This is a genomic window from Methyloceanibacter sp. (assembly GCF_050999895.1).
Lineage (GTDB): Bacteria > Pseudomonadota > Alphaproteobacteria > Rhizobiales > Methyloligellaceae > Methyloceanibacter.
On record NZ_JBPCOU010000077.1, the window covers coordinates 12,053 to 34,734 of the forward strand.

General features: G+C 63.8%; 30 protein-coding genes. 12 read left to right on the forward strand and 18 right to left on the reverse strand.

Going from position 1 to position 22,682, the window contains the following annotated elements:
* Positions 1-173 precede the first annotated feature (173 nt).
* Together ACR2J1_RS08685 and ACR2J1_RS08690 are read left to right on the forward strand one after the other, a co-directional pair.
* Positions 174-794, forward strand: coding sequence for a 2,3-bisphosphoglycerate-dependent phosphoglycerate mutase (locus tag ACR2J1_RS08685; RefSeq protein ID WP_434018927.1), 621 nt, complete (start codon positions 174-176; stop codon positions 792-794).
* A gap of 311 nt (positions 795-1,105) precedes the next feature.
* Entirely contained in the window at positions 1,106-1,507 is a 402-nt protein-coding gene (locus tag ACR2J1_RS08690; protein ID WP_434018928.1) for a hypothetical protein, read from the forward strand.
* 131 nt (positions 1,508-1,638) lie between these two features.
* Here ACR2J1_RS08690 and ACR2J1_RS08695 read toward each other — a convergent pair whose 3' ends face one another.
* Positions 1,639-2,136 carry a DUF2244 domain-containing protein gene (locus ACR2J1_RS08695; RefSeq protein ID WP_434018929.1) on the reverse strand — a complete coding sequence of 166 codons (498 nt, stop codon included), beginning with the start codon at positions 2,134-2,136 and terminating at the stop codon, positions 1,639-1,641.
* 38 nt (positions 2,137-2,174) lie between these two features.
* Between ACR2J1_RS08695 and nth the strand changes: the two genes are divergently transcribed.
* Positions 2,175-2,894: an endonuclease III gene (gene nth / locus ACR2J1_RS08700; RefSeq protein ID WP_434018930.1), complete on the forward strand. Its 720-nt coding sequence runs from the start codon at positions 2,175-2,177 to the stop codon at positions 2,892-2,894.
* On the opposite strand, the gene ACR2J1_RS08705 is transcribed toward nth, so the two are convergent.
* Entirely contained in the window at positions 2,891-3,580 is a 690-nt protein-coding gene (locus tag ACR2J1_RS08705; RefSeq protein WP_434018931.1) for a sulfate transporter family protein, read from the reverse strand. The genes nth and ACR2J1_RS08705 overlap by 4 nt on opposite strands.
* Before the next feature lie 86 nt (positions 3,581-3,666).
* Here ACR2J1_RS08705 and ACR2J1_RS08710 point away from each other — a divergent pair, with 86 nt between their 5' ends.
* Together ACR2J1_RS08710 and ACR2J1_RS08715 are read left to right on the forward strand one after the other, a co-directional pair.
* Positions 3,667-4,665: an adenosine kinase gene (locus tag ACR2J1_RS08710; RefSeq protein WP_434018932.1), complete on the forward strand. Its 999-nt coding sequence runs from the start codon at positions 3,667-3,669 to the stop codon at positions 4,663-4,665.
* 124 nt (positions 4,666-4,789) lie between these two features.
* Positions 4,790-5,833: a hypothetical protein gene (locus ACR2J1_RS08715; protein ID WP_434018933.1), complete on the forward strand. Its 1,044-nt coding sequence runs from the start codon at positions 4,790-4,792 to the stop codon at positions 5,831-5,833.
* 3 nt (positions 5,834-5,836) lie between these two features.
* Here the strand turns inward: ACR2J1_RS08715 and coaA are convergent, their stop codons facing one another.
* The 3 genes from coaA to hisF all read right to left on the reverse strand — a co-directional run bounded on the left by coaA (position 5,837) and on the right by hisF (position 8,013).
* Positions 5,837-6,790: a type I pantothenate kinase gene (gene coaA, locus ACR2J1_RS08720; protein WP_434018934.1), complete on the reverse strand. Its 954-nt coding sequence runs from the start codon at positions 6,788-6,790 to the stop codon at positions 5,837-5,839.
* 21 nt (positions 6,791-6,811) lie between these two features.
* Complete coding sequence (locus ACR2J1_RS08725; protein WP_434018935.1) at positions 6,812-7,138, reverse strand: phosphoribosyl-ATP diphosphatase; 327 nt, start codon at positions 7,136-7,138, stop codon at positions 6,812-6,814.
* A 98-nt stretch (positions 7,139-7,236) separates the two neighbouring features.
* On the reverse strand, positions 7,237-8,013 hold the full coding sequence (hisF, locus tag ACR2J1_RS08730) for an imidazole glycerol phosphate synthase subunit HisF (RefSeq protein ID WP_434018936.1): 777 nt from the start codon (positions 8,011-8,013) through the stop codon (positions 7,237-7,239).
* Positions 8,014-8,067: 54 nt separating this feature from the next.
* Here hisF and ACR2J1_RS08735 point away from each other — a divergent pair, with 54 nt between their 5' ends.
* Positions 8,068-8,415 (forward strand): hypothetical protein, encoded by a 348-nt coding sequence (locus ACR2J1_RS08735; RefSeq protein ID WP_434018937.1) that lies wholly within the window; start codon positions 8,068-8,070, stop codon positions 8,413-8,415.
* Here the strand turns inward: ACR2J1_RS08735 and hisA are convergent.
* Genes hisA through hisB form a run of 4 tightly spaced genes read right to left on the reverse strand, consistent with a single transcriptional unit; the run spans position 8,358 to position 10,909 of the window.
* The gene (gene hisA, locus ACR2J1_RS08740; RefSeq protein ID WP_434018938.1) at positions 8,358-9,089 is read right to left on the reverse strand and encodes a 1-(5-phosphoribosyl)-5-[(5-phosphoribosylamino)methylideneamino]imidazole-4-carboxamide isomerase; all 732 of its coding nucleotides are present in this window, start codon (positions 9,087-9,089) and stop codon (positions 8,358-8,360) included. The genes ACR2J1_RS08735 and hisA overlap by 58 nt on opposite strands.
* A gap of 16 nt (positions 9,090-9,105) precedes the next feature.
* Positions 9,106-9,756, reverse strand: coding sequence for an imidazole glycerol phosphate synthase subunit HisH (gene hisH / locus ACR2J1_RS08745; protein ID WP_434018939.1), 651 nt, complete (start codon positions 9,754-9,756; stop codon positions 9,106-9,108).
* Between the two features lie 5 nt (positions 9,757-9,761).
* A complete protein-coding gene (locus tag ACR2J1_RS08750; RefSeq protein ID WP_434018940.1) occupies positions 9,762-10,262 on the reverse strand; it encodes a DUF2628 domain-containing protein in 501 nt (166 codons plus the stop codon).
* A 38-nt stretch (positions 10,263-10,300) separates the two neighbouring features.
* Positions 10,301-10,909 carry an imidazoleglycerol-phosphate dehydratase HisB gene (gene hisB, locus ACR2J1_RS08755; RefSeq protein ID WP_434018941.1) on the reverse strand — a complete coding sequence of 203 codons (609 nt, stop codon included), beginning with the start codon at positions 10,907-10,909 and terminating at the stop codon, positions 10,301-10,303.
* Positions 10,910-11,048: 139 nt separating this feature from the next.
* Here hisB and hslV point away from each other — a divergent pair, with 139 nt between their 5' ends.
* Positions 11,049-11,612 (forward strand): ATP-dependent protease subunit HslV, encoded by a 564-nt coding sequence (hslV, locus tag ACR2J1_RS08760; RefSeq protein WP_434018942.1) that lies wholly within the window; start codon positions 11,049-11,051, stop codon positions 11,610-11,612.
* A 20-nt stretch (positions 11,613-11,632) separates the two neighbouring features.
* Here hslV and ACR2J1_RS08765 read toward each other — a convergent pair whose 3' ends face one another.
* Positions 11,633-11,875: a hypothetical protein gene (locus tag ACR2J1_RS08765; RefSeq protein WP_434018943.1), complete on the reverse strand. Its 243-nt coding sequence runs from the start codon at positions 11,873-11,875 to the stop codon at positions 11,633-11,635.
* A gap of 170 nt (positions 11,876-12,045) precedes the next feature.
* Here ACR2J1_RS08765 and hslU point away from each other — a divergent pair, with 170 nt between their 5' ends.
* Complete coding sequence (hslU, locus tag ACR2J1_RS08770; protein WP_434018944.1) at positions 12,046-13,350, forward strand: ATP-dependent protease ATPase subunit HslU; 1,305 nt, start codon at positions 12,046-12,048, stop codon at positions 13,348-13,350.
* A 339-nt stretch (positions 13,351-13,689) separates the two neighbouring features.
* Here hslU and ACR2J1_RS08775 read toward each other — a convergent pair whose 3' ends face one another.
* From ACR2J1_RS08775 to ACR2J1_RS08785, 3 genes are read right to left on the reverse strand one after another with little or no spacing between them, the layout of a single operon-like run.
* Positions 13,690-14,268, reverse strand: coding sequence for a Smr/MutS family protein (locus ACR2J1_RS08775; RefSeq protein ID WP_434018945.1), 579 nt, complete (start codon positions 14,266-14,268; stop codon positions 13,690-13,692).
* A 25-nt stretch (positions 14,269-14,293) separates the two neighbouring features.
* Entirely contained in the window at positions 14,294-15,424 is a 1,131-nt protein-coding gene (gene mltA, locus ACR2J1_RS08780; RefSeq protein WP_434018946.1) for a murein transglycosylase A, read from the reverse strand.
* Entirely contained in the window at positions 15,421-16,149 is a 729-nt protein-coding gene (locus tag ACR2J1_RS08785) for a Tim44/TimA family putative adaptor protein (protein ID WP_434018947.1), read from the reverse strand. The genes mltA and ACR2J1_RS08785 overlap by 4 nt, the downstream gene beginning before the upstream one ends.
* Positions 16,150-16,446: 297 nt before the next feature.
* Between ACR2J1_RS08785 and ACR2J1_RS08790 the strand changes: the two genes are divergently transcribed.
* Both ACR2J1_RS08790 and ACR2J1_RS08795 read left to right on the forward strand, forming a co-directional pair.
* Complete coding sequence (locus tag ACR2J1_RS08790; RefSeq protein ID WP_434018948.1) at positions 16,447-16,686, forward strand: protein-export chaperone SecB; 240 nt, start codon at positions 16,447-16,449, stop codon at positions 16,684-16,686.
* Positions 16,683-17,012, forward strand: a complete 330-nt coding sequence (locus tag ACR2J1_RS08795; protein ID WP_434018949.1) for a protein-export chaperone SecB — start codon at positions 16,683-16,685, stop codon at positions 17,010-17,012. Before ACR2J1_RS08790 ends, ACR2J1_RS08795 begins: the two co-directional genes overlap by 4 nt.
* A gap of 23 nt (positions 17,013-17,035) precedes the next feature.
* Here ACR2J1_RS08795 and dnaQ read toward each other — a convergent pair whose 3' ends face one another.
* The 5 genes from dnaQ to ACR2J1_RS08820 are packed head-to-tail and all read right to left on the reverse strand — an operon-like array spanning position 17,036 to position 20,706.
* A complete protein-coding gene (gene dnaQ, locus ACR2J1_RS08800) occupies positions 17,036-17,761 on the reverse strand; it encodes a DNA polymerase III subunit epsilon (protein ID WP_434018950.1) in 726 nt (241 codons plus the stop codon).
* A gap of 18 nt (positions 17,762-17,779) precedes the next feature.
* Complete coding sequence (gene coaE / locus ACR2J1_RS08805) at positions 17,780-18,406, reverse strand: dephospho-CoA kinase (RefSeq protein WP_434018951.1); 627 nt, start codon at positions 18,404-18,406, stop codon at positions 17,780-17,782.
* Entirely contained in the window at positions 18,407-19,240 is an 834-nt protein-coding gene (locus ACR2J1_RS08810; protein ID WP_434018952.1) for a shikimate dehydrogenase, read from the reverse strand.
* Between the two features lie 12 nt (positions 19,241-19,252).
* Positions 19,253-19,876, reverse strand: coding sequence for a Maf family protein (locus tag ACR2J1_RS08815; protein ID WP_434018953.1), 624 nt, complete (start codon positions 19,874-19,876; stop codon positions 19,253-19,255).
* Positions 19,873-20,706, reverse strand: coding sequence for a pyruvate, water dikinase regulatory protein (locus ACR2J1_RS08820; protein ID WP_434018954.1), 834 nt, complete (start codon positions 20,704-20,706; stop codon positions 19,873-19,875). Before ACR2J1_RS08820 ends, ACR2J1_RS08815 begins: the two co-directional genes overlap by 4 nt.
* A 425-nt stretch (positions 20,707-21,131) precedes the next feature.
* Between ACR2J1_RS08820 and hemE the strand changes: the two genes are divergently transcribed.
* Both hemE and hemJ read left to right on the forward strand, forming a co-directional pair.
* The gene (gene hemE / locus ACR2J1_RS08825) at positions 21,132-22,175 is read left to right on the forward strand and encodes a uroporphyrinogen decarboxylase (RefSeq protein WP_434018955.1); all 1,044 of its coding nucleotides are present in this window, start codon (positions 21,132-21,134) and stop codon (positions 22,173-22,175) included.
* Positions 22,176-22,231: 56 nt separating this feature from the next.
* Positions 22,232-22,663 (forward strand): protoporphyrinogen oxidase HemJ, encoded by a 432-nt coding sequence (gene hemJ, locus ACR2J1_RS08830; protein WP_434018956.1) that lies wholly within the window; start codon positions 22,232-22,234, stop codon positions 22,661-22,663.
* The last annotated feature ends 19 nt before the right edge of the window (positions 22,664-22,682 follow it).

Below are 22,682 nucleotides of genomic sequence, written 5' to 3' on the forward strand. Positions count from 1 at the left end.
GGCTAAGCGCCGCCCTTGCCAGATCAGAGGACCTTGCGAAAAACCCCGGAAAATCGCTATTACGTAAACTAAACATCACTCTCATGCGTTATTCGTATCTCAGGTGGCCGGCTCCGCACCTGAAACCTGTCCCAACGCAATGACGCAACGCCCCGAGCGACGGCCGCAGTCCCATGAATAATGTTCTCGTTCTCGTGCGCCACGGCGAAAGCGAGTGGAACCGCCTCAACCGCTTCACCGGCTGGGAGGACGTCAATCTGAGCGAAGAGGGCATGGCCGAGGCGCATCGTGCCGGCGAGCGTCTTGCCGCCGAAGGGCGCACCTTCGACATCGCCTTCACGAGCAATCTGAAGCGCGCCCACAACACGCTCGACATCATTCTCGGCGAGCTCAATCAGCAAAATCTCAAAACGGTCAAGGACGCCGCGCTGAACGAGCGCGACTACGGCGATCTCGTCGGCATCAGCAAGGACGATGCGCGTAAGCGCTGGGGCGCGCACCAGGTCCATCTCTGGCAGCGCTCCTACGACATCGCGCCGCCGGGCGGCGAAAGCCTGAAGGACACCGCCTCCCGGGTGCTCCCTTGTTTCGAAAAATGCATCGCTCCGGAGCTTCGCGCGGCCAAGAACGTCATCGTCGTTGCCCACGGCAACTCGCTGCGCGCCCTCATCATGCAGCTTGATCGCCTCAGCCCCGAGGATGTGATCAATCTGGAGCTCGCCACCGGCGCGCCTCAGATCTACCGGCTAAACACCGATGGCAGCGTGGCGGAGAAACGCGACCTCGCCGCCTGAGTGCCATCCACTCCTATCCGCTGACGCGCAAATCCGGTTTTCTCAACGAGAACGGGCATGGATGATGATGAGCGCTGAAATGATTACGCAAATCACAGACCGTCGCGAGATTTGCCCGTTCAGCTTCAAGACAATATTGAATTAGGGGGTTTCTTCCCAGCCGCTCGCGTTCTATAGGGGCGGTCGCTTTCGCGTCTCTCAGCGCACGGCAACGACAAAAAAAGAGGCCCCGGGGGACCTGATCTGCGCGTGAGTGGCTACCCGATTGATGTCGATGACCATGTGCCCCGTCGCCTCGCTAACTTCGTGCGGTGGCTCTTTGCGAACTTGTGTTTCTGGGTCGGGCTCGGGTTCCGTGGTTTGTCAGCGCCGCCGTTGCTCTCATCGCCGTGCATCTGTGGCGCTTTCTTCCCAATATCCAGGCCGTCACGATGCTCGCCGCGCTGGTGGCGGCTTTCCTTCTCCTCAGGCTAAACCCGGCGCCAAGTACGGCTCGCATCGATCGCCGCCTCGGCGATCTGTCCTATGCCCTCTATCTCAACCAATATGCCGTTTTGGTGGTATTCTCTTCCCTGTCGATGGCCACAGGGGCGCCCGTGTTCGTGGCCTTGATCGTGCGCGGCCTCGCGGTGTCGCTTGCGATGGACGTTCTTATCGAGGCGCCGCTCGGGCAGATCCGCTCGAGGATCAGACTGGCGGCCCAGAGCCGGTAGGCGCCGCGACGGCAGAGCGCCAGTTTCGAAGGCCGGCATCTTGGGCACGACAATCCCTGATCTGCCGGTCGATCGCCGGCAGTCGCCGGTCAAGCCGGCAATGCAAGCAAAGGGTTGTTTTTCGGAGCGGCTCAAGCCGCGCTGGGGCTTCTTGCCTCCGACAGCGCCGCCTCCAGCGCCTGCGCAAATTCCTCACGCTCGCCGTCGGTGAGGAAACTTCCGAACACCAGCCGCTTGCCGTGTGAGTCGATCGCGAGTTCCGTGCTGCGTCCGACCCGGGGCTGAATGCTGAGCCGCACCCAATAGGGATTGAAGCTCCAGGAGCTGGGTTCGCCCGACGGCGGCACGCGCGTGACGGTGAGTTCCTCCGGCGTGAGGTCCACCGTCTCGTAAACTTTGAGCGCGCGGAAATTGAGCTGAAAGGCAACATAGATGAGGGCCACGTCAAGGCCCAGGAATCCCATCACCGGCCAAGCGCCGAGCACGTAGAACATGAGGCCCGTGCCGAAGCTGACGGCGCCCACAAGCGTCATCAGCACCGTGAACCCCTTGGGCCCGAGCGAGCGGTGGGGCGTCAGCACGGCGCTGAAGCGCGAGGGGTCTTGTTTGGTGGCGATCGGCTCTGTCATACAAGGGGCGGTCCCTAAATAGAGGTAGACAACCGGCCGTGGCGGTTCAACCGAAAAGGGCAAAAAAGCCCAAAAAGCTGCGCGGCACGGCCCCTGGATCGCTACTCACCGAGGCGCAGATTGCCGAGATTTTCCGACGCTTTCGCAAGGCCGATCCGGATCCCAAGACCGAGCTTCGCTACCTCGATCCTTTCACCCTTCTCGTCGCCGTCGTGCTCTCCGCGCAGGCGACCGACGCTTCCGTGAATCTTGCCACGCCTGAACTGTTCCGCGTCGCGGACACGCCGCAAAAGCTGCTCGCGCTTGGCGAGGCGGAAGTCATCGACAAGATCAAGACCATCGGCATCTATCGCAGCAAGGCGCGGAACCTGATCGCGCTCGCGCAGAAGCTCGTCGTGGAGCATGGCGGCGAAGTCCCGTCCACCCGCGAGGGGCTGGAGTCCCTGCCCGGCGTCGGCCGCAAGACCGCCAATGTCGTGCTCAACGTCGCCTTCGGTCAGCCCACCATCGGCGTCGACACGCATCTGTTTCGCGTCGCGAACCGTACCGGGCTCGCGCCCGGCAAGACGCCGCTCGATGTCGGGCTCACTCTCGATGCCGTCGTGCCGGACCGCTACAAGCACAACGCGCATCACTGGCTAATTCTGCATGGCCGCTATGTGTGCAAGGCGCGCAAGCCCGAATGCTGGCGCTGCATCATCGCCGACATCTGCCTCTACGAGCCGAAGACCCCACCGCCCGAGATCGCGAAGGCTTAAGCGAGGCGCGCGTCGCCGGCGCGATAGCCCGAGCGCGTGCTGAGCTGCTTATAGATCCGCACCATGAAGGACGTCGCGAACAGCGGCGTCAGCAGGTTGAGGATTGGCACCGAGGCGAGCACCGCGATCACGAACCCGCACATCAGGATATAGCCGCGATTGGCGACGCGAAGCTGCTTCGCTTCCGCTTGCGGCATGTGCCGCATCGCGGCGAGCTCGAAATATTCCCGCCCCAGCAGATAGCCGTTGCCGAGATAGAAAGCGACGAGATTGACGCCAGGAATGAGCAGCAGAAAAAGCGCGAGCAGGTTCACCGCGAGCACGACGAAGAAGAACTTCACCGCGAGAAAGATCGACTGCGCCGTCGGCAGCTCGCGGCCCGGCGGTTCGGACGGATAATGCGTTCGCTCCACGACTTCGGCGATGTCGTCGAGATAGAGACCCGCGATCAGCGACGTAACCGGCGGAATGAGGAAGATCGAGGCGGCCACGAGCGCGAGCCCGCCGAGCCAGGCGATCGTCGCCTCGATCCATCCCGGCCATTCCACGAAAGTTGTGAACACCCACTCGACCGCAACGACGAGCCCGACGAGGAGCGCGAGCGTAAAGCCCACGCATTTCCACAGCACCGAGCGAAAAGGCGGCGTGAAGAGATCCTGGAAGGCTTGACCCGCGGCGATCAGCATGACTGTGTCCGTTCCTTTGCGGGGCCGAATATAGTTGCGTCTGCGGCCCGCGCCAGGGCGAAGCGGTCTTTAGGAGAAGAGGCAGTATGGTTGAACGGACTTATGACGTGGTTGGGATTGGCAACGCCATTGTCGACATCATCGCGCGCTGCGACGACGCCTTCCTCTCCAAGCACGACCTCACCAAAGGCTTCATGCGCCTGATCGACGCGGGCGAAGCCGATCATCTCTATGCCGCCATGGGCCCCGCCGTGGAGCGCTCGGGAGGGTCCGCTGCCAATACCATCGCCGGCCTTGCGTCGTTCGGCGCGAAAGGCGGCTTTATCGGCCGCGTCGCCGCCGATCAGTTTGGCGGCATCTTCCGCCACGATATCCGCTCGCTCGGCGTGACCTACGAGACCGCGCCCGCCGATGACGGCGCGCCCACGGCCCGCTGCCTTGTCCTCGTCACCCCCGACGGCGAGCGCACCAGGAACGCGTTTCTCGGCGCGAGCGTGGGTTTCAAGCCCTCCGATCTTGACGCCTTCATGATCGAGAGCGCCAAGATCGTCTATCTCGAGGGTTATCTATTCGACCGCGACGAGGCGAAGGCCGCCTTCCGCGAGGCGGCGCGGCTCGCCAAATCCTCCGGCGCCAAGGTCGCCCTGAGCCTGTCGGACGCTTTTTGCGTCAATCGCCATCGCGAGGATTTCCGCAAGCTCGTGCGTGAGGACGCCCATATCGTCTTCGCCAACGAGAAGGAAATCACCGCCCTTTACGAGGTGAACAGCTTCGAGGAGGCCGTTTCAGAGGTGCACCGCGATTGCGAGCTTGCGGTGCTGACCCGCTCCGAACATGGCTCCGTCATCGTGGCGCCGAACGAGGTCATCGCGGTCGAGGCCGCACCCGTCGCCCGCGTGGTGGATGTGACGGGAGCCGGCGACCTTTATTCGTCAGGCTTCCTCTACGGGCTGACCCAAGGCCTCTGGCTGAATGCCTGCGGCATGCTCGGCAGTCTGGCGGCGTCCGAAATCATCGGCCATCTCGGCGCGCGTCCCGAGCGGTCGCTGCATGGCCTCGCCAAGGCGGCGGGACTGCTCGACTGAGCACACGCTTGTGGCATTTCCATCACGCCGAATCAAAATCGCGTTGCGCGCAAGAGAGTTAGCACCTGGCAAGCGCCTTCCCTGTTATCTTAGGCGGCGCGTGGAACGTACCGGGGGGCCTTCCGTGAATAGATCACTTTATCTCGTCGTTGCTGCCGGGCTTGGAGGCTTGCTCGCGAGCCAGCCCGCTCTGGCGCAAGACATGACCTCTATGACATTCAACGGCACCACGGTCACTCTCGGCGGCGGCTTTCAATATCTCAGTCTCCCGGACATTCGCTTCGTGGGCAGGGGCACGCCGGGCAGCTTTACCCGCCAGAACAACAGCGATTTTGGCGAATATGGCGGCGCTGCCGGCGGCGGCATCGAGACCGCACTCGGCTATATGGGCGGCTATCGCGTGAGCGGGCAGATCAAGGGTTTCTTCTCCAATGTCAGCAACGACGAGCGCTCCGCCTGCCGCGGCACGGCATGCACCGTCGTCGATCCGACCGGCGCGGATGTGATCTCCGGCCCCGCGCCTCTGCTGACCAAGACCGATCGGGACGCCGACTATTGGGGCGGCGCGGTCGAATTCAAATTCGCGGGCGGCGAGCCCGTGCAGGTCAAACCCAATCTTTACCGCAACGACTATTTCATCATCGGCGCCGATGTCCGCGGCATCGATCAGGACAACCGGCTTCGCGGCCGCTTCGATGGCGACCCCATTTACTTCTATAAAGAGACGCTCGATACCACCTATACCGGCGCCTATATCGGCCTTGGCGGCGAATACAGCTTGGGCTTCCTGCCGACCGGCGGCATGATGGACCGGCTTGGCCTCCGTACCTTTTTGTCCGCCCGCGCCGGCCTTTACAACGCCGACACCGACTATCGCGGCGCCTATAGCGACTTGACCGGCTTCAGCTCCCTGCTCTCGCAGTCAAACGACGATCTGGCCTTTATCGGCAGCGTGGCGCTAGAGACCCGCAAGCGGATCGGCACCCGCACGAGCCTCTCTCTCTGGACGGACTATGAATACATCTCGTCGGTCCCTGAGATGCGCTATGCGAACGGCACAGGCCGCCCCACCAGGATCGAAGACGATTCCGCGTTCCTGACGCGCACGATGCTGCGGCTGAATATCGGCCTCGGCTCTGCCGGCCTCTATCCCGACACGGTGAAATAGCTCTCAGAGCTTCCTGAGCGCCACCGTCTCCACCGCATGATCTGCGCCCTTCTTCAGGATCAGGTCCGCGCGCTGCCGCGTCGGCAGGATGTTCTTGCGCAAGTTCAGGAGATTGATCGAGCGCCAGATCGAGAGGCCCGTCGCATTGGCCTCCTCCTCCGATAGCGTCGCGAAGCGGTGGAAATAGGAGGCGGGGTCGCGGAACGCGGTCTGCCGCAAGCGCAGAAAGCGCTCCACATACCAGCTCTCGATCAGCTCCTCTGCCGCGTCGATATAGACGGAGAAATCGAAGAAGTCCGAGACGAACGGGATCACCGCGCCGTCCTTCGGCAGCTTCGCTGGCTGCAGCACGTTCAGGCCCTCGACGATGACGATGTCCGGCCGCTCGATCACGATCTCCTGGTCGGGCAGTACGTCATAGATGAGATGCGAATAGACCGGCGCCACGATACGCTCCTTGCCCGACTTCACCTCGGCAAGGAAAATCAGCAGCCGCGTCAGGTCGTAGCTTTCCGGAAAGCCCTTGCGGTTCATCAGCCCACGCTCTTCCAGGAGCGCGTTGGGAAACAGAAAGCCGTCGGTGGGCACGAGCTCGACATTGGGATGGCTCGGCCAGCGCGCGAGCAGGGCCTGCAGCACGCGGCCCGTAGTGCTCTTGCCGACCGCCACGCTTCCCGCAAGCCCGATGATGAACGGCATCTTGCCGTTGCCCTTGCGCAGGAAACCCTCGGTTGCGCCGTGCAGCCCTTGCGCCGCCTCGACATAGAGATTGAGCAGGCGGCTGAGCGGAAGATAGATCTCCACCACCTCTTGCGAGGAGACGCGCTCCGTCAAGCTGCTCAGATTGTCGAGCTCAGCCTCGCCCAGCGGCATGGGCGTGTCGGCGCGAAGCCCGGCCCACTCCTCGCGCGAGTACAGGGCATAGGGTGAGAACGCGACGGCAGGGCGCGGATTCATGGCAAGGACAACGCGTAGGCGCTAGCGCGACGCGGCTTTCCGCTTTTCCTGGTTGAGGGCCGTTACTTCCATGCGCCGCTGCAGCTCCGCGAACACGTCATCGAGGGGGACCTGGCGGGATTCCAGGAGGACGAGGAAATGATACAGCATGTCCGCGGCCTCGCCGATCAGCGCCTTGTCGTCCTGCACCAGCGCCGCGATCGCGACCTCCACCGCCTCCTCGCCCAGCTTCTTCGCCGGCTTCAGAGGACCGTCGTCGAGGAGCCGCCGCGTATGGGAATCTTCGGGCCTCGCGTTGCGGCGATCCTTGATCGTCGCGGCAAGCCTGAAAAGGACATCGTTGCTCATGTTTGGCTCATACACCGCCGCAAGCCGCATTGGAATAGGCGCGGGCGCGTAATCCTTACCAAAAGGCGGGACGCTCACCGTTTTGACCGCTCGAAGGCCTAGCGGTCCAGCCGGATCGGCAGCCCGGCGTCCGCCATGTAGCGCTTCGCCTCGCCGATGGAATATTCGCCATAGTGGAAGATCGAGGCCGCGAGCACGGCGGAGGCGTGGCCGTCGCGCACGCCCTCCACCAGATGGTCAAGGGTCCCCACCCCGCCGCTCGCGATCACCGGGACATGCACCGCGTCGGCGATGGCCCGGGTCAGCGCGAGGTCGAAGCCAGAGCGCGTGCCGTCACGATCCATCGAGGTGAGCAGGATCTCACCCGCGCCGAGCGACACCACCTCACGGGCGTAGTCGATCGCATCGATGTCGGTCTGCTCGCGCCCACCATGAGTAAAAATTTCCCAGCGCAGATCCTTGCCGTTCACCGCGACGCGTTTGGCGTCGATCGCAACGACAATGCATTGCGCGCCGAATTTCTCCGCCGCGTGGCGCACCAGATCGCGATCCTGCACCGCCGCGGTATTGATGGAGACCTTGTCGGCGCCGGCTTCTAGCAGCTTGCGCACGTCCTCGACGCTGCGCACGCCGCCGCCGACCGTGAGCGGCATGAGGCAGCGTTCCGCGGTGCGTTGCACCACATCGAGAATGGTGCCGCGCTTCTCGTGGCTTGCGGTGATGTCTAGAAAGCAAAGCTCGTCGGCGCCGGCCTCGTCATACGCGGACGCGGCCTCCACCGGATCGCCCGCGTCTTGCAGATCGAGGAAGCGCACGCCCTTGACGACGCGGCCTTCCTTCACGTCGAGGCAGGGGATGACGCGAACCTTCAGCATGGATGTCGCTTCTGCCATTTACAGTGTGGTTGCGCGCGCGCGGCGCCGGCGCAGATGCACGACGAGAACGATCAGCGCCGCCACGGCCCAGAGCGCAAACAGGGCAGCGCCTGCCGGCAGCGACAGATACGAATACCAGATCGCGAAGCCGAGATTGTAGAACGTCTCGCCATAGTCCTTGCCGTTGATGACACAGGGAATGACGCGGTTGAGATCGACCTGGCAGCCGAACCCTTCCGCGATGTGGACTGGCTGCTAAGTGCGATCAGGGCCGGACCGAACGCGATCAGCGCGATCAGGATCAGGAGAATGATGATGATGGAGCGCGCACGCATCGTGTTCTCCTACGCCCGGCCTGCCATCAGCGCCAGCGCCTCTGCCGCATCGAGCCTCCCGTCATAGAGCGCGCGGCCCGTGATGGCGCCTTCGAGCATGGCATAGCGCGGCTCGAGCAGCTTTCGCACGTCCTCGATGCCGGCGAGCCCTCCGCTCGCGATCACGGGAATCGCGACCGCCTTCGCGAGCTCCGCGGTCGTGTCCAGATTCAATCCCTCGAGCACGCCGTCGCGCGCGATATCGGTATAGATGATGGCTGCGACCCCGGCGTCTTCGAAGCGCCGCGCCATGTCGAGCGCGGTCACTTCGCTCGTCTGCGCCCAGCCTTCGACCGCGACCTTGCCCTCGCGCGCGTCGATGCCGACCGCGATGCAGCCGGGAAAATCGCGCGCCGCCTCGCGCACGAGCGCCGGATCGCGCAAGGCGACCGTGCCGAGGATCACGCGGTCGATGCCCTTGTTGAGCCAGGTGACGATGGTGTCGAGATCGCGGATGCCGCCGCCGAGCTGGATTGGAACGTGCACGGCGGCGAAGATCGCTTCCACCGCGGTCTCGTTCACCGGCTTGCCTTCAAACGCGCCGTTGAGATCGATGACATGCAGCCACTCGAAGCCTTGGCTCTCGAAGTCGCGCGCCTGTGCCGCGGGGTCGGTATTGAACACCGTCGCCGCCTCCATATCGCCCTGGCGCAGCCGCACGCACGCGCCGTCCTTGAGATCGATGGCGGGAAACAGAATCATAGCTGACGATAGAGCGTCACGGCCACCACCTTAGAAAATTGCCGAGCAGCGCGAGCCCGAGTTTCTGGCTCTTCTCTGGGTGGAACTGGCTGCCGGCCATGTTGTCCTTGGCGATGAAGGCTGTGATCTCGCCGCCATAGTCGGTGCCGGCGACAAGAGCGTCCCTGTCCTCCGGCACGAGATGATAGGAATGCACGAAATACGCATGCAGGCCATCGTCGCCAGTCGGGATCCCGGCGAAGAGCGCGTGCTCGTGCTGCAGGCGCAGCGTGTTCCACCCCATATGCGGGATCTTCAGCGCGGCGTCGCTGGGCTCGATCGGCCGTACCTCGCCCTTGATCCAGTCGAGCCCCGGCGTGTCACCGTGCTCCACTCCCCGGGTCGCCATGAGTTGCAACCCGACGCAGATGCCGAGAAACGGCTTGCCCTCGTCCCGCACCGCGCCCTCCAGCGCCTCGATCATGCCCGGAATATTGGCGAGGCCTTGGCGGCAATCGGCGAACGCACCGACGCCGGGCAGCACGATGCGCTCGGCGCTACGCACCTCCTCGGGCTCCACCGTCACCTTGATCTCGAGTTTGGAGCCCTGCTCGCGCGCGGCGCGCTCGAAGGCCTTGGCTGCCGAGTGCAGATTGCCGGAGCCGTAATCGATGATCGCGACGTGCATTGGCTTCAAGTATTCGGGAACAGCCCGATGACCTCATCGCCCTGATTGCGCAGGAGCGGCCTCGGCGTCTCGCTGACGGGCGGCTGGTGTTGGGCGCGGTCCGTCTCCACTGAACGCTCTTGTTTTGGCAGCCAAGAGCGGAAGAAGGACAGCTCCGCCGACCCGCGATCGGGGCCGATGGCGACCCCGGCAAGCCGATAGCCGCGTCGCTTCAAAGCGGCGCCGCGCAGATCGTTGGCCTCGAGCGCGAACAGCACCGTCAATCCGAGCATGGCCAGGCTGGTGAGACTTTGGGCCTGCTTGTTTGTGGCCAAAAGCCACTCCAGTCCGCCGAACACCGCGATGTAGAGGATGAGCTCGATCCACATGCGGTGATAGAGCAGCCAAAACGCGCCGAAGATCAGCGCCGCCCAGGCAAAGCCTTCCTTCACGAAGGCGAGCCTGTCGGCGCGCACGGCGAGGTCGGTCGCCTCGTCCTCTGGCTCATAAACGGAATAATACTGCACTGCAGCTCACGCTGGTTCAAAAGGCCGAAAGCGCTGGCTTAGAGCTGGCCTTTGGTGGAGGGCACGCGCCCGCACTGCCGCTCGTCGATGGCGATCGCCTGTCTGAGCGCGCGGGCCAGCGCCTTATAGCAGGTCTCCGCAATATGGTGGCTGTTTTCGCCGTAAAACGTCTCCACATGCAGCGTCAGCCCGGCATGCTGGGCAAACGCCTGGAACCACTCGCGGAACAGCTCGGTATCCATCTCGCCGATCTTGGTGCGGGTGAAATCGACATTCCACACGAGGAAGGGCCGGCCCGAAACGTCCAGCGCGACACGGGTCAGGGTCTCGTCCATGGGGAGATAGCTAAAGCCGTAGCGCGCGATGCCCTGCTTTTCGCCGAGCGCGCATGCGAGCGCCTGGCCGAGCACGATGCCTGAATCCTCGGTCGTGTGGTGCTGATCGATATGCAGATCGCCCTCGGCCTTCAGCGTGATGTCGATCAGGGAGTGCCGCGCCAGCTGCTCGATCATGTGGTCGAGGAAGCCGACCCCGGTCGACACGTCATAGGCCCCCGTCCCGTCGAGATCGACGGTCGCTACGATGGCGGTTTCCTTGGTCTTGCGCTCGACCGTTGCTGACCGGGCGCTTCTGTTGGGTTTCTGCATGGCGTGAAATTAACGCAAGGGCCTTAGCAATTCGCTTCTTTATGCCGCTCTCTATAGTCCCGGCAGGCCGCAAACGCTATCGATCGGTTAACGCCGCGGCTTGACGAAGGGAGCCGCCGCCCCGATATCGCGGTCCATCATGGGTTCTCCCGCGTCCTCCCCCGATACCTGGCATGGCACGACGATCCTGACCGTCCGCAAGGGCGGCAAGGTCGTGATCGCCGGCGACGGCCAAGTCACACTCGGCCAGACCATCATCAAGGGCACCGCGAAAAAGGTGCGCCGCGTCGGCTCCGGCAACGTCATCGCGGGCTTTGCCGGCTCGACCGCCGATGCCTTTACCCTGTTCGAGCGCTTGGAATCGAAGCTCGAGCGCTTTCCCGATCAGCTCAAGCGCGCCTGTGTCGAGCTTGCCAAGGATTGGCGCACCGACCGCTATCTCCGCCGGCTCGAGGCCATGATGATCGTCGCAGATGCCGATGAGAGCCTGGTCTTGACCGGAACCGGCGACGTGCTTGAGCCCGATGATGCCGTGATGGGCATCGGCTCCGGCGGCTCCTATGCGCTTGCGGCCGCGCGTGCGCTGCTGGACACCGATCTCGACGCCGAGACCATCGCGCGCAAGGCCATGAACATCGCAGCCAAGATCTGCGTTTACACCAACGACCAGATTGTCGTCGAAAGCCTCGACGCGATCAAATGAGGCCTGCCCCGCGCGCTAAGCTAGTGTCTCACGCAGCTGATATATTTTTTCTTCGTCTTGTCTTTGATCTTCTGATCCGTGGTCGCGTTGTGTTGATCGAGAAATGGTTGGCATTTCGCCTCTTTCTGCGGGCTGACCGGCGCGCCGTCGTTGTGCGACGGCACCCCGTCATAATCGCCGCAAGGCAGCTTCTTGTTTCCGGCATCCGCGGCGCCGACGACAAGACACATTGCACTGGCGAGAACCGTGATTGATCTCCACATAGCAGGGCTGCCTTTTGGCTGGCTTCGGCGCCTGTTATGGCAAGCGCTGGCGGGGCGTGTTGACTCTTCAGAAGGACTGAAAGTAGCAGCAAAGCTTCGCCCAAGGCAGCAAGAGGGCGGTTGCCAAAGAATGCAGGCTGCAACTGTGGGCCCGGCCCGATTGGTGTGACATGACAGATTTCTCCCCCCGCGAGATCGTATCCGAGCTCGACCGCTACATCATCGGTCAGCGCGACGCGAAGCGCGCCGTCGCCATTGCCTTGCGCAACCGCTGGCGCCGGCAGCAGCTCGAAGGCGAGATGCGCGAGGAGGTTCTGCCCAAGAACATCCTGATGATCGGCCCGACCGGCGTCGGCAAGACCGAGATTTCGCGCCGCCTCGCCAAGCTCGCCAATGCGCCCTTCCTCAAGGTCGAGGCCACCAAATTCACCGAGGTCGGCTATGTCGGCCGCGACGTCGACCAGATCATCCGCGATCTGCTCGAGGTCAGCATCGGGCTCGTGCGTGACCTGAAGCGCAAGGAGGTCGAGGCCAAGGCCCATCTCAACGCCGAGGAGCGCGTCATCGATGCGCTGGTCGGAGCCAACGCCGCGGTTTCCACGCGCGACGCGTTCCGCAAGCGTTTGCGCACGGGCGAGCTCGACGACAAGGAGATCGAGATTCAAGTCGCCGACACGCCGTCGATGCCGTCCTTCGAGATTCCCGGCATGCCCGGCAGCCAAGTCGGCATGATCAATCTCTCCGACATGCTCGGCAAGGCGCTCGGGAGCCGCACCAAGCCACGCCGCTTCAATGTGCGCGAAAGCTTCGACATCCTGATGGGCGACGAGTCCGACAAGCTGATCGACAACGACACCATCGTTCAGGAAGCGATCCGCACGGTGGAGAATAACGGCATCGTCTTTCTCGACGAGATCGATAAGATTTGCGCGCGCTCGGAGCGTGTCGGCGCCGATGTCAGCCGCGAAGGCGTGCAGCGCGACCTCTTGCCGCTGATCGAAGGCACCACCGTCGGCACCAAGCACGGGCCGGTGAAGACCGACCACATCCTCTTCATCGCCTCAGGCGCGTTTCATATCGCCAAGCCCTCGGACCTGTTGCCGGAGCTGCAAGGCCGCCTCCCCATCCGCGTCGAGTTGCGCGCGCTGACCCGCGACGATTTCGTGCGCATCCTAACCGAGCCGAAATCGAGCCTCATCAAGCAATATATCGCGCTGCTGAAAACCGAAGGCGTCACGCTCGAATATACCGAAGACGCCATCGACGCGATCGCCGACATTGCGGTGGAGGTGAACACATCGGTCGAGAATATCGGCGCCCGCCGCCTCTCGACGGTGATGGAGCGCGTTCTCGATGAGCTGTCCTTCGAGGCCTCCGACAAGCCCGGCGAGACATACGTCATCGACGCGGCCTATGTCCGCGAACATATCGGCGACCTCGCAAAGAACGCCGACCTGTCGAAGTTTATTTTGTAGGAGCTAAAGTCGGCGTGCGGCTTTGACTCTAGCAAGCGCTTATCTTATAGAGACGACCGAAAGAATCGTTGAGCACAAATTCGGGGCGCCCGGCGTGATCGGTAGGCTAAGGGACTTCGGGTTCGAACCTGGATTCCATAGTAAGGTCGTCGTGAGTTGGGGCTGGACAGACGAGGCGAAGTCGGCCGCTGACGCCGCGAACATCCACCTGTGGGACTTTCGGCAAATCATGCGAGACATTTCGGATTCAATTCGCGGCCAGCGCAGCTATTTCTCGGACGATGCGCCACGCACGATAAACCTCTTCGTTCGTGCCCTGGAGGACGACAAACGAGGCGTCTAAGTCCGCCCCCGCCGCACGCGCACATAGAGCGCGCCTTCGCCGCCGAGCCGGCGCGGCGCTTGCGCATAACTGATGACGAGATCGGCGAACTCCGCGCCCGAGAGCCATTGCGGCACCGCCTGCCGCAACACGCCGCGCTCGTCCTCTTCGTAGAAGCTCTTGGCTTCCTCCCGCGTCCCCTTGCCGGTGATGACGAGCACGTTGCGATAGCCTTGGGCTTGCGCGGATTTGAGGAAGCGCCGCAGCGCCGCATGCGCCTCGCGCTGCCGCATGCCGTGCAGGTCGAGCCGCGCCTCCACCGCCACGCGTCCCGTCTCCAGCTTTCGCGCGGTGATGCGGTCGAGGCTTGTGCCGCGTGGGATCGGCGCGGGCTTCGGCCGCACGGGGATCTGCTGTGTCTTGCGGACGGCTTTCTCGCCCGCTGCCTCTTTATGGCTCGGCGCGTCCGCCACGGGCTTGGGCTTGACGTGCGGGGGCTTCGCCACGGCGCGGCCCTTATGCAGCGGGCGCGCGGTCTCTGCCACCCGCGCCCAAAGCTCGGCGTCGTGATCCTTATCGTCGCCGCGTTTGCCCATTGCTTTGAGCCTAGCGCAACCCGCCTTAATTCTTCGGCTTGAGGATAAAAAATTGCGCGTCATGGCGGGTGGAGCCGGCGATCGCGCCCGCCGCCTCGCCCGTGCCCCAGAAAATATCGCCGCGCTCGGGCCCTCTGATCGCCGAGCCCACGTCCTGCGCGATCATCAGCCGCCGGAACGGCGCGGCGTCGGCGTCGTCAAGCTCCGGCGCGGCCACGAAGATTGGCAGACCGAGGGAGTGATAGGACGCGTCCACCGCGAGGCTTCGCCCCGGCGTCAGCGCCACCCCCTGCGCGCCGACGGGTCCGTCCTTGCCCTCCTCGCCGTCGAGTTCGCGAAAGAAGACATAGGACTTATTCTCGTTCATCAGCGCACGGCCCCGTGCGGGGTCGGCGCGGAGCCACGCCTTGAGTCCGTCCATGCCAAGACTCTTAGGGCTCCCCTCGCCGCGCGCGACCAGCAGCTTGCCGATGGACGTATAAGGATGCCCGTTCTTGCCCCCATATCCGAGGCGAAGGCTGGTGCCGTCAGTGAGGCGCACCCGGCCCGATCCCTGCACCTGTAAAAAGAACAGCTCGACCGGGTCTTCGAGATGGAGCAGCTCGAGCCCGCGCCCTTTGAGTGCGCCGTCCGCGATCTCCGCCCGCGTGTAATAGGGCACGAGCGCATCGCCGTCGCGCCGCGCGCCGGTGATTTGATCGTTGAAGCGGGCGCGCTCGATTTCGGACGCTGACGTGACGAGATCGTCGGGGCGCCGATAGACCGGGACCTTGAAGCGTGCGTCGGGCAGGCGCGAGCCCTCGATCTCCGGCTCGTAATAACCGGTGACGAAGCCCGGCTGTGACCCGCCTTCGATACGTTGCGGCTGAAAATGCGTCTCGAAGAACACCCGCGCCGCCGCGCGGTCGATGCCCTCGCCATGCGCTTGCGCGGCGGTGCAAGCAAGGGTCGAATCTGAGATCTTGCGGCAGGATCTGAGCAGCACCGCGAAGGCGGCGGCGTGATCGTCGTCGCCCCAGCCCGGAAGCGCGGCGAAACCGACCGGAACGAACTTGATCGCCTCGTTATCCACCGCTCCCCGCCCCATCCACCAAGCGGCCACTGCGAGCGCCGGTACGCATAGCAGCGCCGCGGCGATGCGCGTCCCGCGCGTCAATTCGCGGCTTCGGTCGCCACCAGCTTCCAGTTCGGGTTCTTGGAATTGATCTCGCGGGCGAAGGTCCAGATGTCGGTGACTTCGCGCACCTTCTTCGGATCGCCCTCGACAACTTCGCCTTCGGCGTCGCGCGTGACCGAGATCAGCTCGCTCACGAACTTCACGGTGATATAGGCGGTGCGGTTCTTCACCTCGGCCTCGATGATGTCGGCCTTGTCGATGCCGACCAGGCTCGATTCGACCTTCTCGCCGCGGGTCTCGCGCTCGCGGATCGCGCGCTCGAACCCGTCATAGACATCCTTGCCGAGCAGGTTCTGCAGCATGGTCTCGTCGCCGTCGGCATAGGCGGCCACGATCGTCTCGTAGGCGCCCTTGGCGCCGTCGAGGAACGGCCCCGGATCGAAGCTCGGCTCGGCGCGCATCAGCTCGGTGAGCGACTTGCCGAGCGGGCTGTCCTTGGGCGCATGGCGTCCAAGCCGCGCCTCGATGTCTTCATTGGAGGGCATTTGCGCCTCGCTGATCGTGCGCCCGGGCCGCGCGCGCGGCAGGGCCACCACCGGCTCATTGGCGTCGGCCCCAGGCCGCTTCGCGCCTTGGGCGGTGTAGGGGTCGTAAGGCGGGCGCTCATTGCCCGTGCGCCGTCCCAGCACATTGCGCAGACGGATAAAGATCACGACCGCCAGCACCAGGAACAGAAGCGTATAGATATCGAAAGCTTCACTCATTTTCAGCTGCCACCCGCGCCAGGAGATTAGCCCGCCTTCGAGGCGGACTCTCTAGGGAGGATATTGGATCGCGCCCAGAGATTTGCCAGCGGGAGCCTTCAGTGGACAGGAGTCTCGCTCCTGTCGGGTCACAAGACCGCAACTTACGGCATTCATGCCCCTCAAGCCAACCCTAAACGGGCGTATCGCTTAACCTCTCCTTGCGGGCAGGATCGGGCCTGGGGTGCTGACGATTGCGAGCAGCCCCGCGCCGTGGTAGCCACCTCTCCTCGTCAATCCTCGAATAAAACGGTCCCCATGGCGAAGAAGCAGGACAAGGAACCCGATCGCAAGCCCAACGGCGACGGACCGCACAACGGCGATGGCAAGCCCCACGCCGTGGAGGCTTCGCCCCTGACGACGGGCGGCGCCGTGACCCAGGCCCAGCTCAATGTCATCGGCCAATATGTGCGCGACATCTCATTCGAGAGCCCGAACGCGCCGCAAACCCTGCAAGGCCCCGGCGAAAACCGCAGCTCCAGGTCTCTGTCAACGTGAACGCCCAGACGCGCGCCGAGGAGACCTACGAGGTCGCGCTCAATGTCGAGGTCCACGCCAAGAACGACGCCGGCGTGATCTACAATGTCGAGCTCGTCTATGCGGGGCTGTTCCGCCTGCGCAACATTCCGCAGAATCTGCTGCAACGGGTGCTGTTCGTGGATTGCCCCGCGATCCTGTTCCCGTTCCTGCGCCGGGTGCTGTCCGACATCGTCCGCGACGGCGGCTTCCCGCCACTGATGCTGGACCCGATCGATTTCGGCAAGCTTTATGCGCAGAACCTGGCCCGCGCCCAGGCGCAGCCGGAGACAAAGACCAAGAATTAGCGGACGCGGTTTCGCCGCCTGCTTTAGCCGGCCAACGCGTCGGGCTGTTTTTCTTGCGCGCCGCCATGTTGCAGCCAAAGCGCCTTCGGCCCCAGCGTCTCGACAAAAGCGTGATGCGCGGACAGCTCGGCGTCGGTGAGACGGGAGGGTAGCGCACGCTCGCGTTGCCGCACGCCCTCGCCGCTCATCTCCATGAGGCCGCCTTGGCCGCCATTGACGACGAAGTCGAGCCGTGCCTGATGGCCGCCGACAAGTTCCACATAGACGCCCGCGAGCAGCCGGCAGTCGAGCAGCGCCCCATGCTTGTCGCGCTCGCTGATGTCGATGCTGTAGCGCTTGCAGAGCGCATCGAGGCTGCACGGCGCCCCGGGATGCCGGCGGCGTGCGAGCGCCAGCGTATCCACCACGCGGTCCCAGCGCAGCAGCGGCCGCGAGACGCGCTCCAGCTCCGAATTCAGAAAGCCGAAATCGAAGGCTGCGTTATGCATGACGAGCATCGCGCCCTCGACGAAACCGAGCACGTCGTCGACGATCTCGCCGAAGCGCGGCTTGTCGCGCAGGAAGTCGGTGGAGAGCCCGTGCACCTCGAAGGCGCCATACGGCACCTCGCGCTCGGGATTGACATAAGCATGCCAGACCCGGCCCGTCGGAATGCAGTTGATGAGCTCGACACAGCCGATCTCGAGCACGCGATGGCCGTCGAAAGGGTCGAGACCCGTCGTTTCCGTATCGAGAATGATCTCGCGCAAACGCCGCTCCTATGCGGTTTAGCCGGGTTTCCAGTGGCGGAGGCGCTGCATGACCGTGCCTTCGCGATCTAGCAGCGATTCGATCAGTTTATCGATCTCTGCCTGCATGTCCTCAAGGCCGGTGCCGCTGTCCACAATGAAGGCCGCCCGCGCACGCTTCTCCGCGTCGGGCATCTGCCGCGCTTGTAAGCCGGCGAATTTCTCTTTCGTCATGCCCGGCCGGGCCAGCACGCGTTCCCGCTGCATGGCTTCCGGCGCGCTTACGACGATGCTCACATCCACGCGCTCCTGCGCGTCCGTCTCGAACAAGAGGGGGATTTCGAGGACCGCGAGCTTCGCCCCCTTCGCCTCCTCCGCGCGCAGAAAGTCGATCTCGGCCTTCACCACCAAAGGATGGATGATCTGCTCCAATTGCCTCAAGCGCGCTGGCGAACCCGCCACTTGCTCGGCAAGAAGCCTGCGGTCGACATGGCCCTGAGGCGCGACGCCTGGAAACGCCGCCTCGATCGCCGCCACGGCCTCGCCTGCGTAGAGGCGGTGGACGCACGCATCGGCATCGAACACCTTCACGCCTCGGGCGGCGAAATGCGCGGCAGCCGCCGACTTGCCCATGCCCATGGAGCCTGTGAGACCGATCACCAGCATCTAGGGCCCATGCAAACTTGCGACGAGTTCGGCTCGGAGCTCGGGCGTCACCTCCGGGCGGATGCCGAACCAGCATTCGAACCCCGGAACGGCCTGGTAGAGCAGCATGCCGAGACCGTCGACCGCCCGGCTTCCGCGTGCCCGTGCCGCCGCGAGGAGCTGCGTTTCCAGGGGATGATAAACGAGGTCGGCGACCACCGCGTCGACTGGCAACTCCGTAAGATCGAGATCGAGCGCCGGCCTTCCCGTCATGCCAAGGCTCGTCGCATTGACGATCAGACCACAGCCGGCGAGCGCCACATGGCGAAGCTCCCAATCCACCACATCGACGCGAGATCCGAACTCCTGCGCGAGCTGTTCCGCGCGGTCGCGCGTGCGGTTGGCGAGGCGGATTTCGGTCAAGCCCTCGCCGAGCAGCCCATAGAGGATCGCGCGCGCCGCGCCGCCGCCGCCCAGCACCGTCACGGGGCGGCCGCCGCGCTTCCAGTCGGGCGCCTCGGTGATGAGATTGGTGATGAAGCCGAAGGCGTCGCTGTTGCTCGCGCACAACCTGCCGTCGCGATCGAGCCACAGCGCGTTCGCCGCGCCGATCGCGTTTGCCGCCTCGTCGGCAAACTCGGCGGCCCGCAACGCTTCTTCCTTGTGCGGCAGGGTGACGTTTGCGCCGGCAAAGCCGCGCGCGTGGAGCGAACCGAGAAATTTCGGTAGATCCACGGGCCGCACCGCGATCTTCTCGTAGCTGCCGTCGATCTCGTAAAGGCGCAGCCAATACGTGTGAATCAGCGGCGAGCGCGAATGCTCGATGGGCCAGCCGATGACGCAGGCGCGGATCACGGCAGCAATCCTTTAGCCCTCGATAACGCCCTCGCGCCGCAAAGCGTCAAGGAGCGGAAGGAGCGGCAACCCGAGCACGGTGAAGAAATCGCCCTCGATCTTCTCGAAGAGTTGGATGCCCAGCGCTTCAACCTGATAGGCGCCGACGCAACCTAGCACCTCTTCTCCCGCCGCGGCGAGGTAGCGGCCGATATATTGCGGCGTGAGCTTGCGCATCGTCAGGTGGGCCGTCTCGATATGCGCCCAGCTCGCCTCGCCCTTGCTCGCAAGCGCCACGGCACTGTGCAAAATATGCGTCTTGCCGCTCAAATCGAGCAGCTGCACGCGCGCCTCTTCCATGCTGTCCGGCTTCGACAGGATCGCGCCGTCGAGCGTGAGCACCTGGTCGGCCCCGATGACCCAAGCGGCCGACGCAATATCGCTGACGGCTTCCGCCTTGGCGCGCGCCAGCACCTCGGCCACGTCCTGCGGATCGAGTCCGTCCTCGCTGCTGATCGCGAGCCGCATCGTGGCCTCATCGAGGCCGGCGGGCTCCACGATAAAGACTAGGCCTGCCGCTTCGAGGAGACGCACGCGCGCGGTGCTCTCCGAGGCGAGGATGAGAGGCGGTTTTCCAGATTGCAGGAACGCGCTCATGCTTCCAGCGCCGGCGCTTCTCGGTCCTGATGCAGGCGAATGATGGCTGCCGCCGTCTCTTCGATGGACCGCCGCGTCACGTCGATCACCGGCCAGCCGCGAATGGCGCACAGCTGGCGCGTATGCGCGATCTCGGCCGCAATCGACTCGCGGTCGACATAGTCTTGGAGATGACCGTGCGCCTGCTCAATGACGCGGTTCTGGCGCACTTGGGCGATGCGGTCCGCGCTTGCGACCAGCGCCACGACAAGCGCATTGGTGCGCGCTTCGAGCTGCGGCGGCAGCGGGATGCCCGGCACGAGCGGCACGTTCGCCGTTTTGAACCCGCGATTGGCGAGATAGATGCTGGTCGGGGTTTTTGAGGTCCGGCTGATGCCGAGCAGAATGATGTCGGCATCGTTCAGATTCTCGGGCAAATGCCCGTCGTCATGCATCATGGAGAAATTGAGTGCCTCGATGCGGCGGAAATAGTCGGCATCGAGCACGTGCTGCCCGGCCACGGTTGGCGTAGACGGCGTGCCGAGATAGGATTCGAAGACCTGGAGGATGGTCTTCAGCGCCGGCACGCAAGGCAGGTTCAGGCGCTTGCAGGACTGTTCGAGGTCTTCGGCGAGCTGGCGATTGAAAATCGTGTAGAGGACGATCCCCGGCGTCGCTTCCACGTCCTTGAGCACGCGCTCCATCTCGCGCTTGTTGCGGACGAGCGGATGCAGATGCTCGATAGGGCGAATCTGCGCGTATTGCACGCGCGCGGCCTTCGCGATGGCGACCAGCGTCTCGCCCGTCGCATCGGAAATCATATGCAGGTGAAAAGTCCGCGGACTATCCATGGCTTCCTCTGGATAACCGGGGATAAGTTAATGGGCAACTGCCCGATGCGGGGTGACATCCCGTCCTCTCCCGCTCGAGCCGCTTTTTTCTTCACAGATTCGCCGATGTCGAGAAGATGACGCCTCGGTGGCGCCCCCGGACAATACCCTCCTCCGTCCCCAACGCCATCCGGCCGATACGCCGCGTCTCCTCTGCCCTCCATCAACAGGCGGCGAGTCTGGCAGACTCCGTTCGCAGCCAAGAGCCTAGGCCGGACAGCGGCCTGATTCGCACCCAGCGCGGCCGCCAATGCAGGGGCCGGCGCCGAGCTTCGCTCGGATTCCTGTCGACAAGCTGTTTATGGATTTGAATGTCCGATTCACACCACATAAAAGTAACAATAGAAAACCTTTGAGAATCTCTATTTTTAATGTTTTAGAGCGCGATGCTTTTCGCGTCCGGACCCCGTAAAACTCTGCTTGCCGCCCTGAGCGGTGCGCCCTGCTCCCCGCCTCCGATCTGGCTGATGCGTCAAGCCGGGCGCTATCTCCCGGAATATCGGGAGGTTCGAAAGTCCGTTCCGACTTTCCTCGACCTCTGCTGCACCCCTGAGCTTGCCGCCGAAGTAACGCTGCAACCATTGCGGCGGTTCGACTTCGACGCCTCGATTGTGTTTTCCGATATCCTCATGGTGCCGTTCGCCTTGGGCCAGAAGGTTTGGTTCGTCGAAGGCGAAGGGCCGCGCCTCGAGCCGGTAAAGGATGCCAAATCCATCGCCGCCCTCGATCCCTCGAAAGCGCCTGCCGGCTTCGCACCTGTCTACGAGACCGTGAAGCTTGTGCGCGCGGGGCTCCCGGACCATGTCACCCTGATCGGCTTCTGCGGTGCGCCTTGGACCGTGGCGACCTACATGGTGGGCGGTGGCTTGAGCAAAGAGCAGGCCGAGGCGCGGCTTCTTGCCTATCGGGACCCCGCCACCTTCCAGGCCCTGATGGACCTGCTGGTCGGCGTCTCCGCCGATTATCTCCTCGGCCAGGTTCAGGCCGGCGCGGAGGTTTTGCAGATTTTCGACAGCTGGTCCGGCAGTCTGCCTGAGGATGAGTTTGCGCGCTGGTGCATCGCCCCTGCCCGGGCCATCGTCGAGCGCGTCAAGTCGGTCGCCCCAGAGATCCCCATCATCGGTTTTCCCCGCGGCTGCGGGCCGCTCGCGGAACGCTACGCTCAAGAGACCGGCGTCGACGCCATCAGCTGCGACACCGCTCAGCCTCTCGGTTGGATCAAGGAAGAATTGCAAACGAAGCTTCCGGTGCAGGGCAATCTCGATCCGTTGCTGCTGCTCGCGGGTGGGCCGCATTTGGACGCCCGGGTGCGCGATATCCTGGCCGAGCTTGGCCCCGGCCCGTTCATTTTCAATCTCGGGCACGGGATCGACAAGGAAACGCCCATCGAGCACGTGACAAGGCTTGTGCAGCTCGTCAAGACGGGCTAGCTAGGTCTGATCACGCGGGGCTTCCGCCTCGCGACCTGTCATCCCACCCATCGCCAATGCTCATCGCCTACCTCAAGGCCTTTCACGTCATCGCCATCATCGCGTGGATGGCAGGCCTCCTCTATCTGCCGCGGCTTTTCGTCTATCACGCCGCAGTGCCCGTGGGCTCTCCGCAGTCGGAGACCTTCAAGGTGATGGAGCGGCGTTTGCTTCGGTTCATCACCACGCCGGCGATGCTCGTAAGCTGGGCGCTCGGACTGTGGCTTGCCTTCTCGGGGGTGATCGACTGGTTGCAGGACGGCTGGTTTCACGCCAAGCTCACCCTTGTCGTTCTCTTGTCCGCCTTCCATGGCGCGGCCGCGAAATGGACCAAGGATTTTGCGCGGGATCGAAATCCCCACTCGTCGCGTTTCTATAGGATCGCCAACGAGATCCCGACGCTGCTGATGATCGGCATCGTCATTCTCGTGTTTGTCCGCCCGTTTTAAGGGCCCCGAAGCCTGTTTC

What these genes read in the sequence shown, in the direction of transcription:
- ACR2J1_RS08685 (WP_434018927.1), top strand. Translation starts at nt 174, where the DNA reads ATGAATAATGTTCTCGTTCTCGTGCGCCACGGCGAAAGCGAGTGGAAC.
- ACR2J1_RS08695 (WP_434018929.1), bottom strand. Translation starts at nt 2,136, where the DNA reads ATGACAGAGCCGATCGCCACCAAACAAGACCCCTCGCGCTTCAGCGCC.
- ACR2J1_RS08705 (WP_434018931.1), bottom strand. Translation starts at nt 3,580, where the DNA reads ATGCTGATCGCCGCGGGTCAAGCCTTCCAGGATCTCTTCACGCCGCCT.
- ACR2J1_RS08710 (WP_434018932.1), top strand. Translation starts at nt 3,667, where the DNA reads ATGGTTGAACGGACTTATGACGTGGTTGGGATTGGCAACGCCATTGTC.
- coaA (WP_434018934.1), bottom strand. Translation starts at nt 6,790, where the DNA reads ATGAATCCGCGCCCTGCCGTCGCGTTCTCACCCTATGCCCTGTACTCG.
- ACR2J1_RS08725 (WP_434018935.1), bottom strand. Translation starts at nt 7,138, where the DNA reads ATGAGCAACGATGTCCTTTTCAGGCTTGCCGCGACGATCAAGGATCGC.
- hisF (WP_434018936.1), bottom strand. Translation starts at nt 8,013, where the DNA reads ATGCTGAAGGTTCGCGTCATCCCCTGCCTCGACGTGAAGGAAGGCCGC.
- ACR2J1_RS08735 (WP_434018937.1), top strand. Translation starts at nt 8,068, where the DNA reads ATGCACGACGAGAACGATCAGCGCCGCCACGGCCCAGAGCGCAAACAG.
- hisA (WP_434018938.1), bottom strand. Translation starts at nt 9,089, where the DNA reads ATGATTCTGTTTCCCGCCATCGATCTCAAGGACGGCGCGTGCGTGCGG.
- hisH (WP_434018939.1), bottom strand. Translation starts at nt 9,756, where the DNA reads ATGCACGTCGCGATCATCGATTACGGCTCCGGCAATCTGCACTCGGCA.
- hisB (WP_434018941.1), bottom strand. Translation starts at nt 10,909, where the DNA reads ATGCAGAAACCCAACAGAAGCGCCCGGTCAGCAACGGTCGAGCGCAAG.
- hslV (WP_434018942.1), top strand. Translation starts at nt 11,049, where the DNA reads ATGGGTTCTCCCGCGTCCTCCCCCGATACCTGGCATGGCACGACGATC.
- ACR2J1_RS08765 (WP_434018943.1), bottom strand. Translation starts at nt 11,875, where the DNA reads ATGTGGAGATCAATCACGGTTCTCGCCAGTGCAATGTGTCTTGTCGTC.
- hslU (WP_434018944.1), top strand. Translation starts at nt 12,046, where the DNA reads ATGACAGATTTCTCCCCCCGCGAGATCGTATCCGAGCTCGACCGCTAC.
- ACR2J1_RS08775 (WP_434018945.1), bottom strand. Translation starts at nt 14,268, where the DNA reads ATGGGCAAACGCGGCGACGATAAGGATCACGACGCCGAGCTTTGGGCG.
- ACR2J1_RS08785 (WP_434018947.1), bottom strand. Translation starts at nt 16,149, where the DNA reads ATGAGTGAAGCTTTCGATATCTATACGCTTCTGTTCCTGGTGCTGGCG.
- ACR2J1_RS08790 (WP_434018948.1), top strand. Translation starts at nt 16,447, where the DNA reads ATGGCGAAGAAGCAGGACAAGGAACCCGATCGCAAGCCCAACGGCGAC.
- coaE (WP_434018951.1), bottom strand. Translation starts at nt 18,406, where the DNA reads ATGCTGGTGATCGGTCTCACAGGCTCCATGGGCATGGGCAAGTCGGCG.
- ACR2J1_RS08815 (WP_434018953.1), bottom strand. Translation starts at nt 19,876, where the DNA reads ATGAGCGCGTTCCTGCAATCTGGAAAACCGCCTCTCATCCTCGCCTCG.
- ACR2J1_RS08820 (WP_434018954.1), bottom strand. Translation starts at nt 20,706, where the DNA reads ATGGATAGTCCGCGGACTTTTCACCTGCATATGATTTCCGATGCGACG.
- hemE (WP_434018955.1), top strand. Translation starts at nt 21,132, where the DNA reads ATGCTTTTCGCGTCCGGACCCCGTAAAACTCTGCTTGCCGCCCTGAGC.
- hemJ (WP_434018956.1), top strand. Translation starts at nt 22,232, where the DNA reads ATGCTCATCGCCTACCTCAAGGCCTTTCACGTCATCGCCATCATCGCG.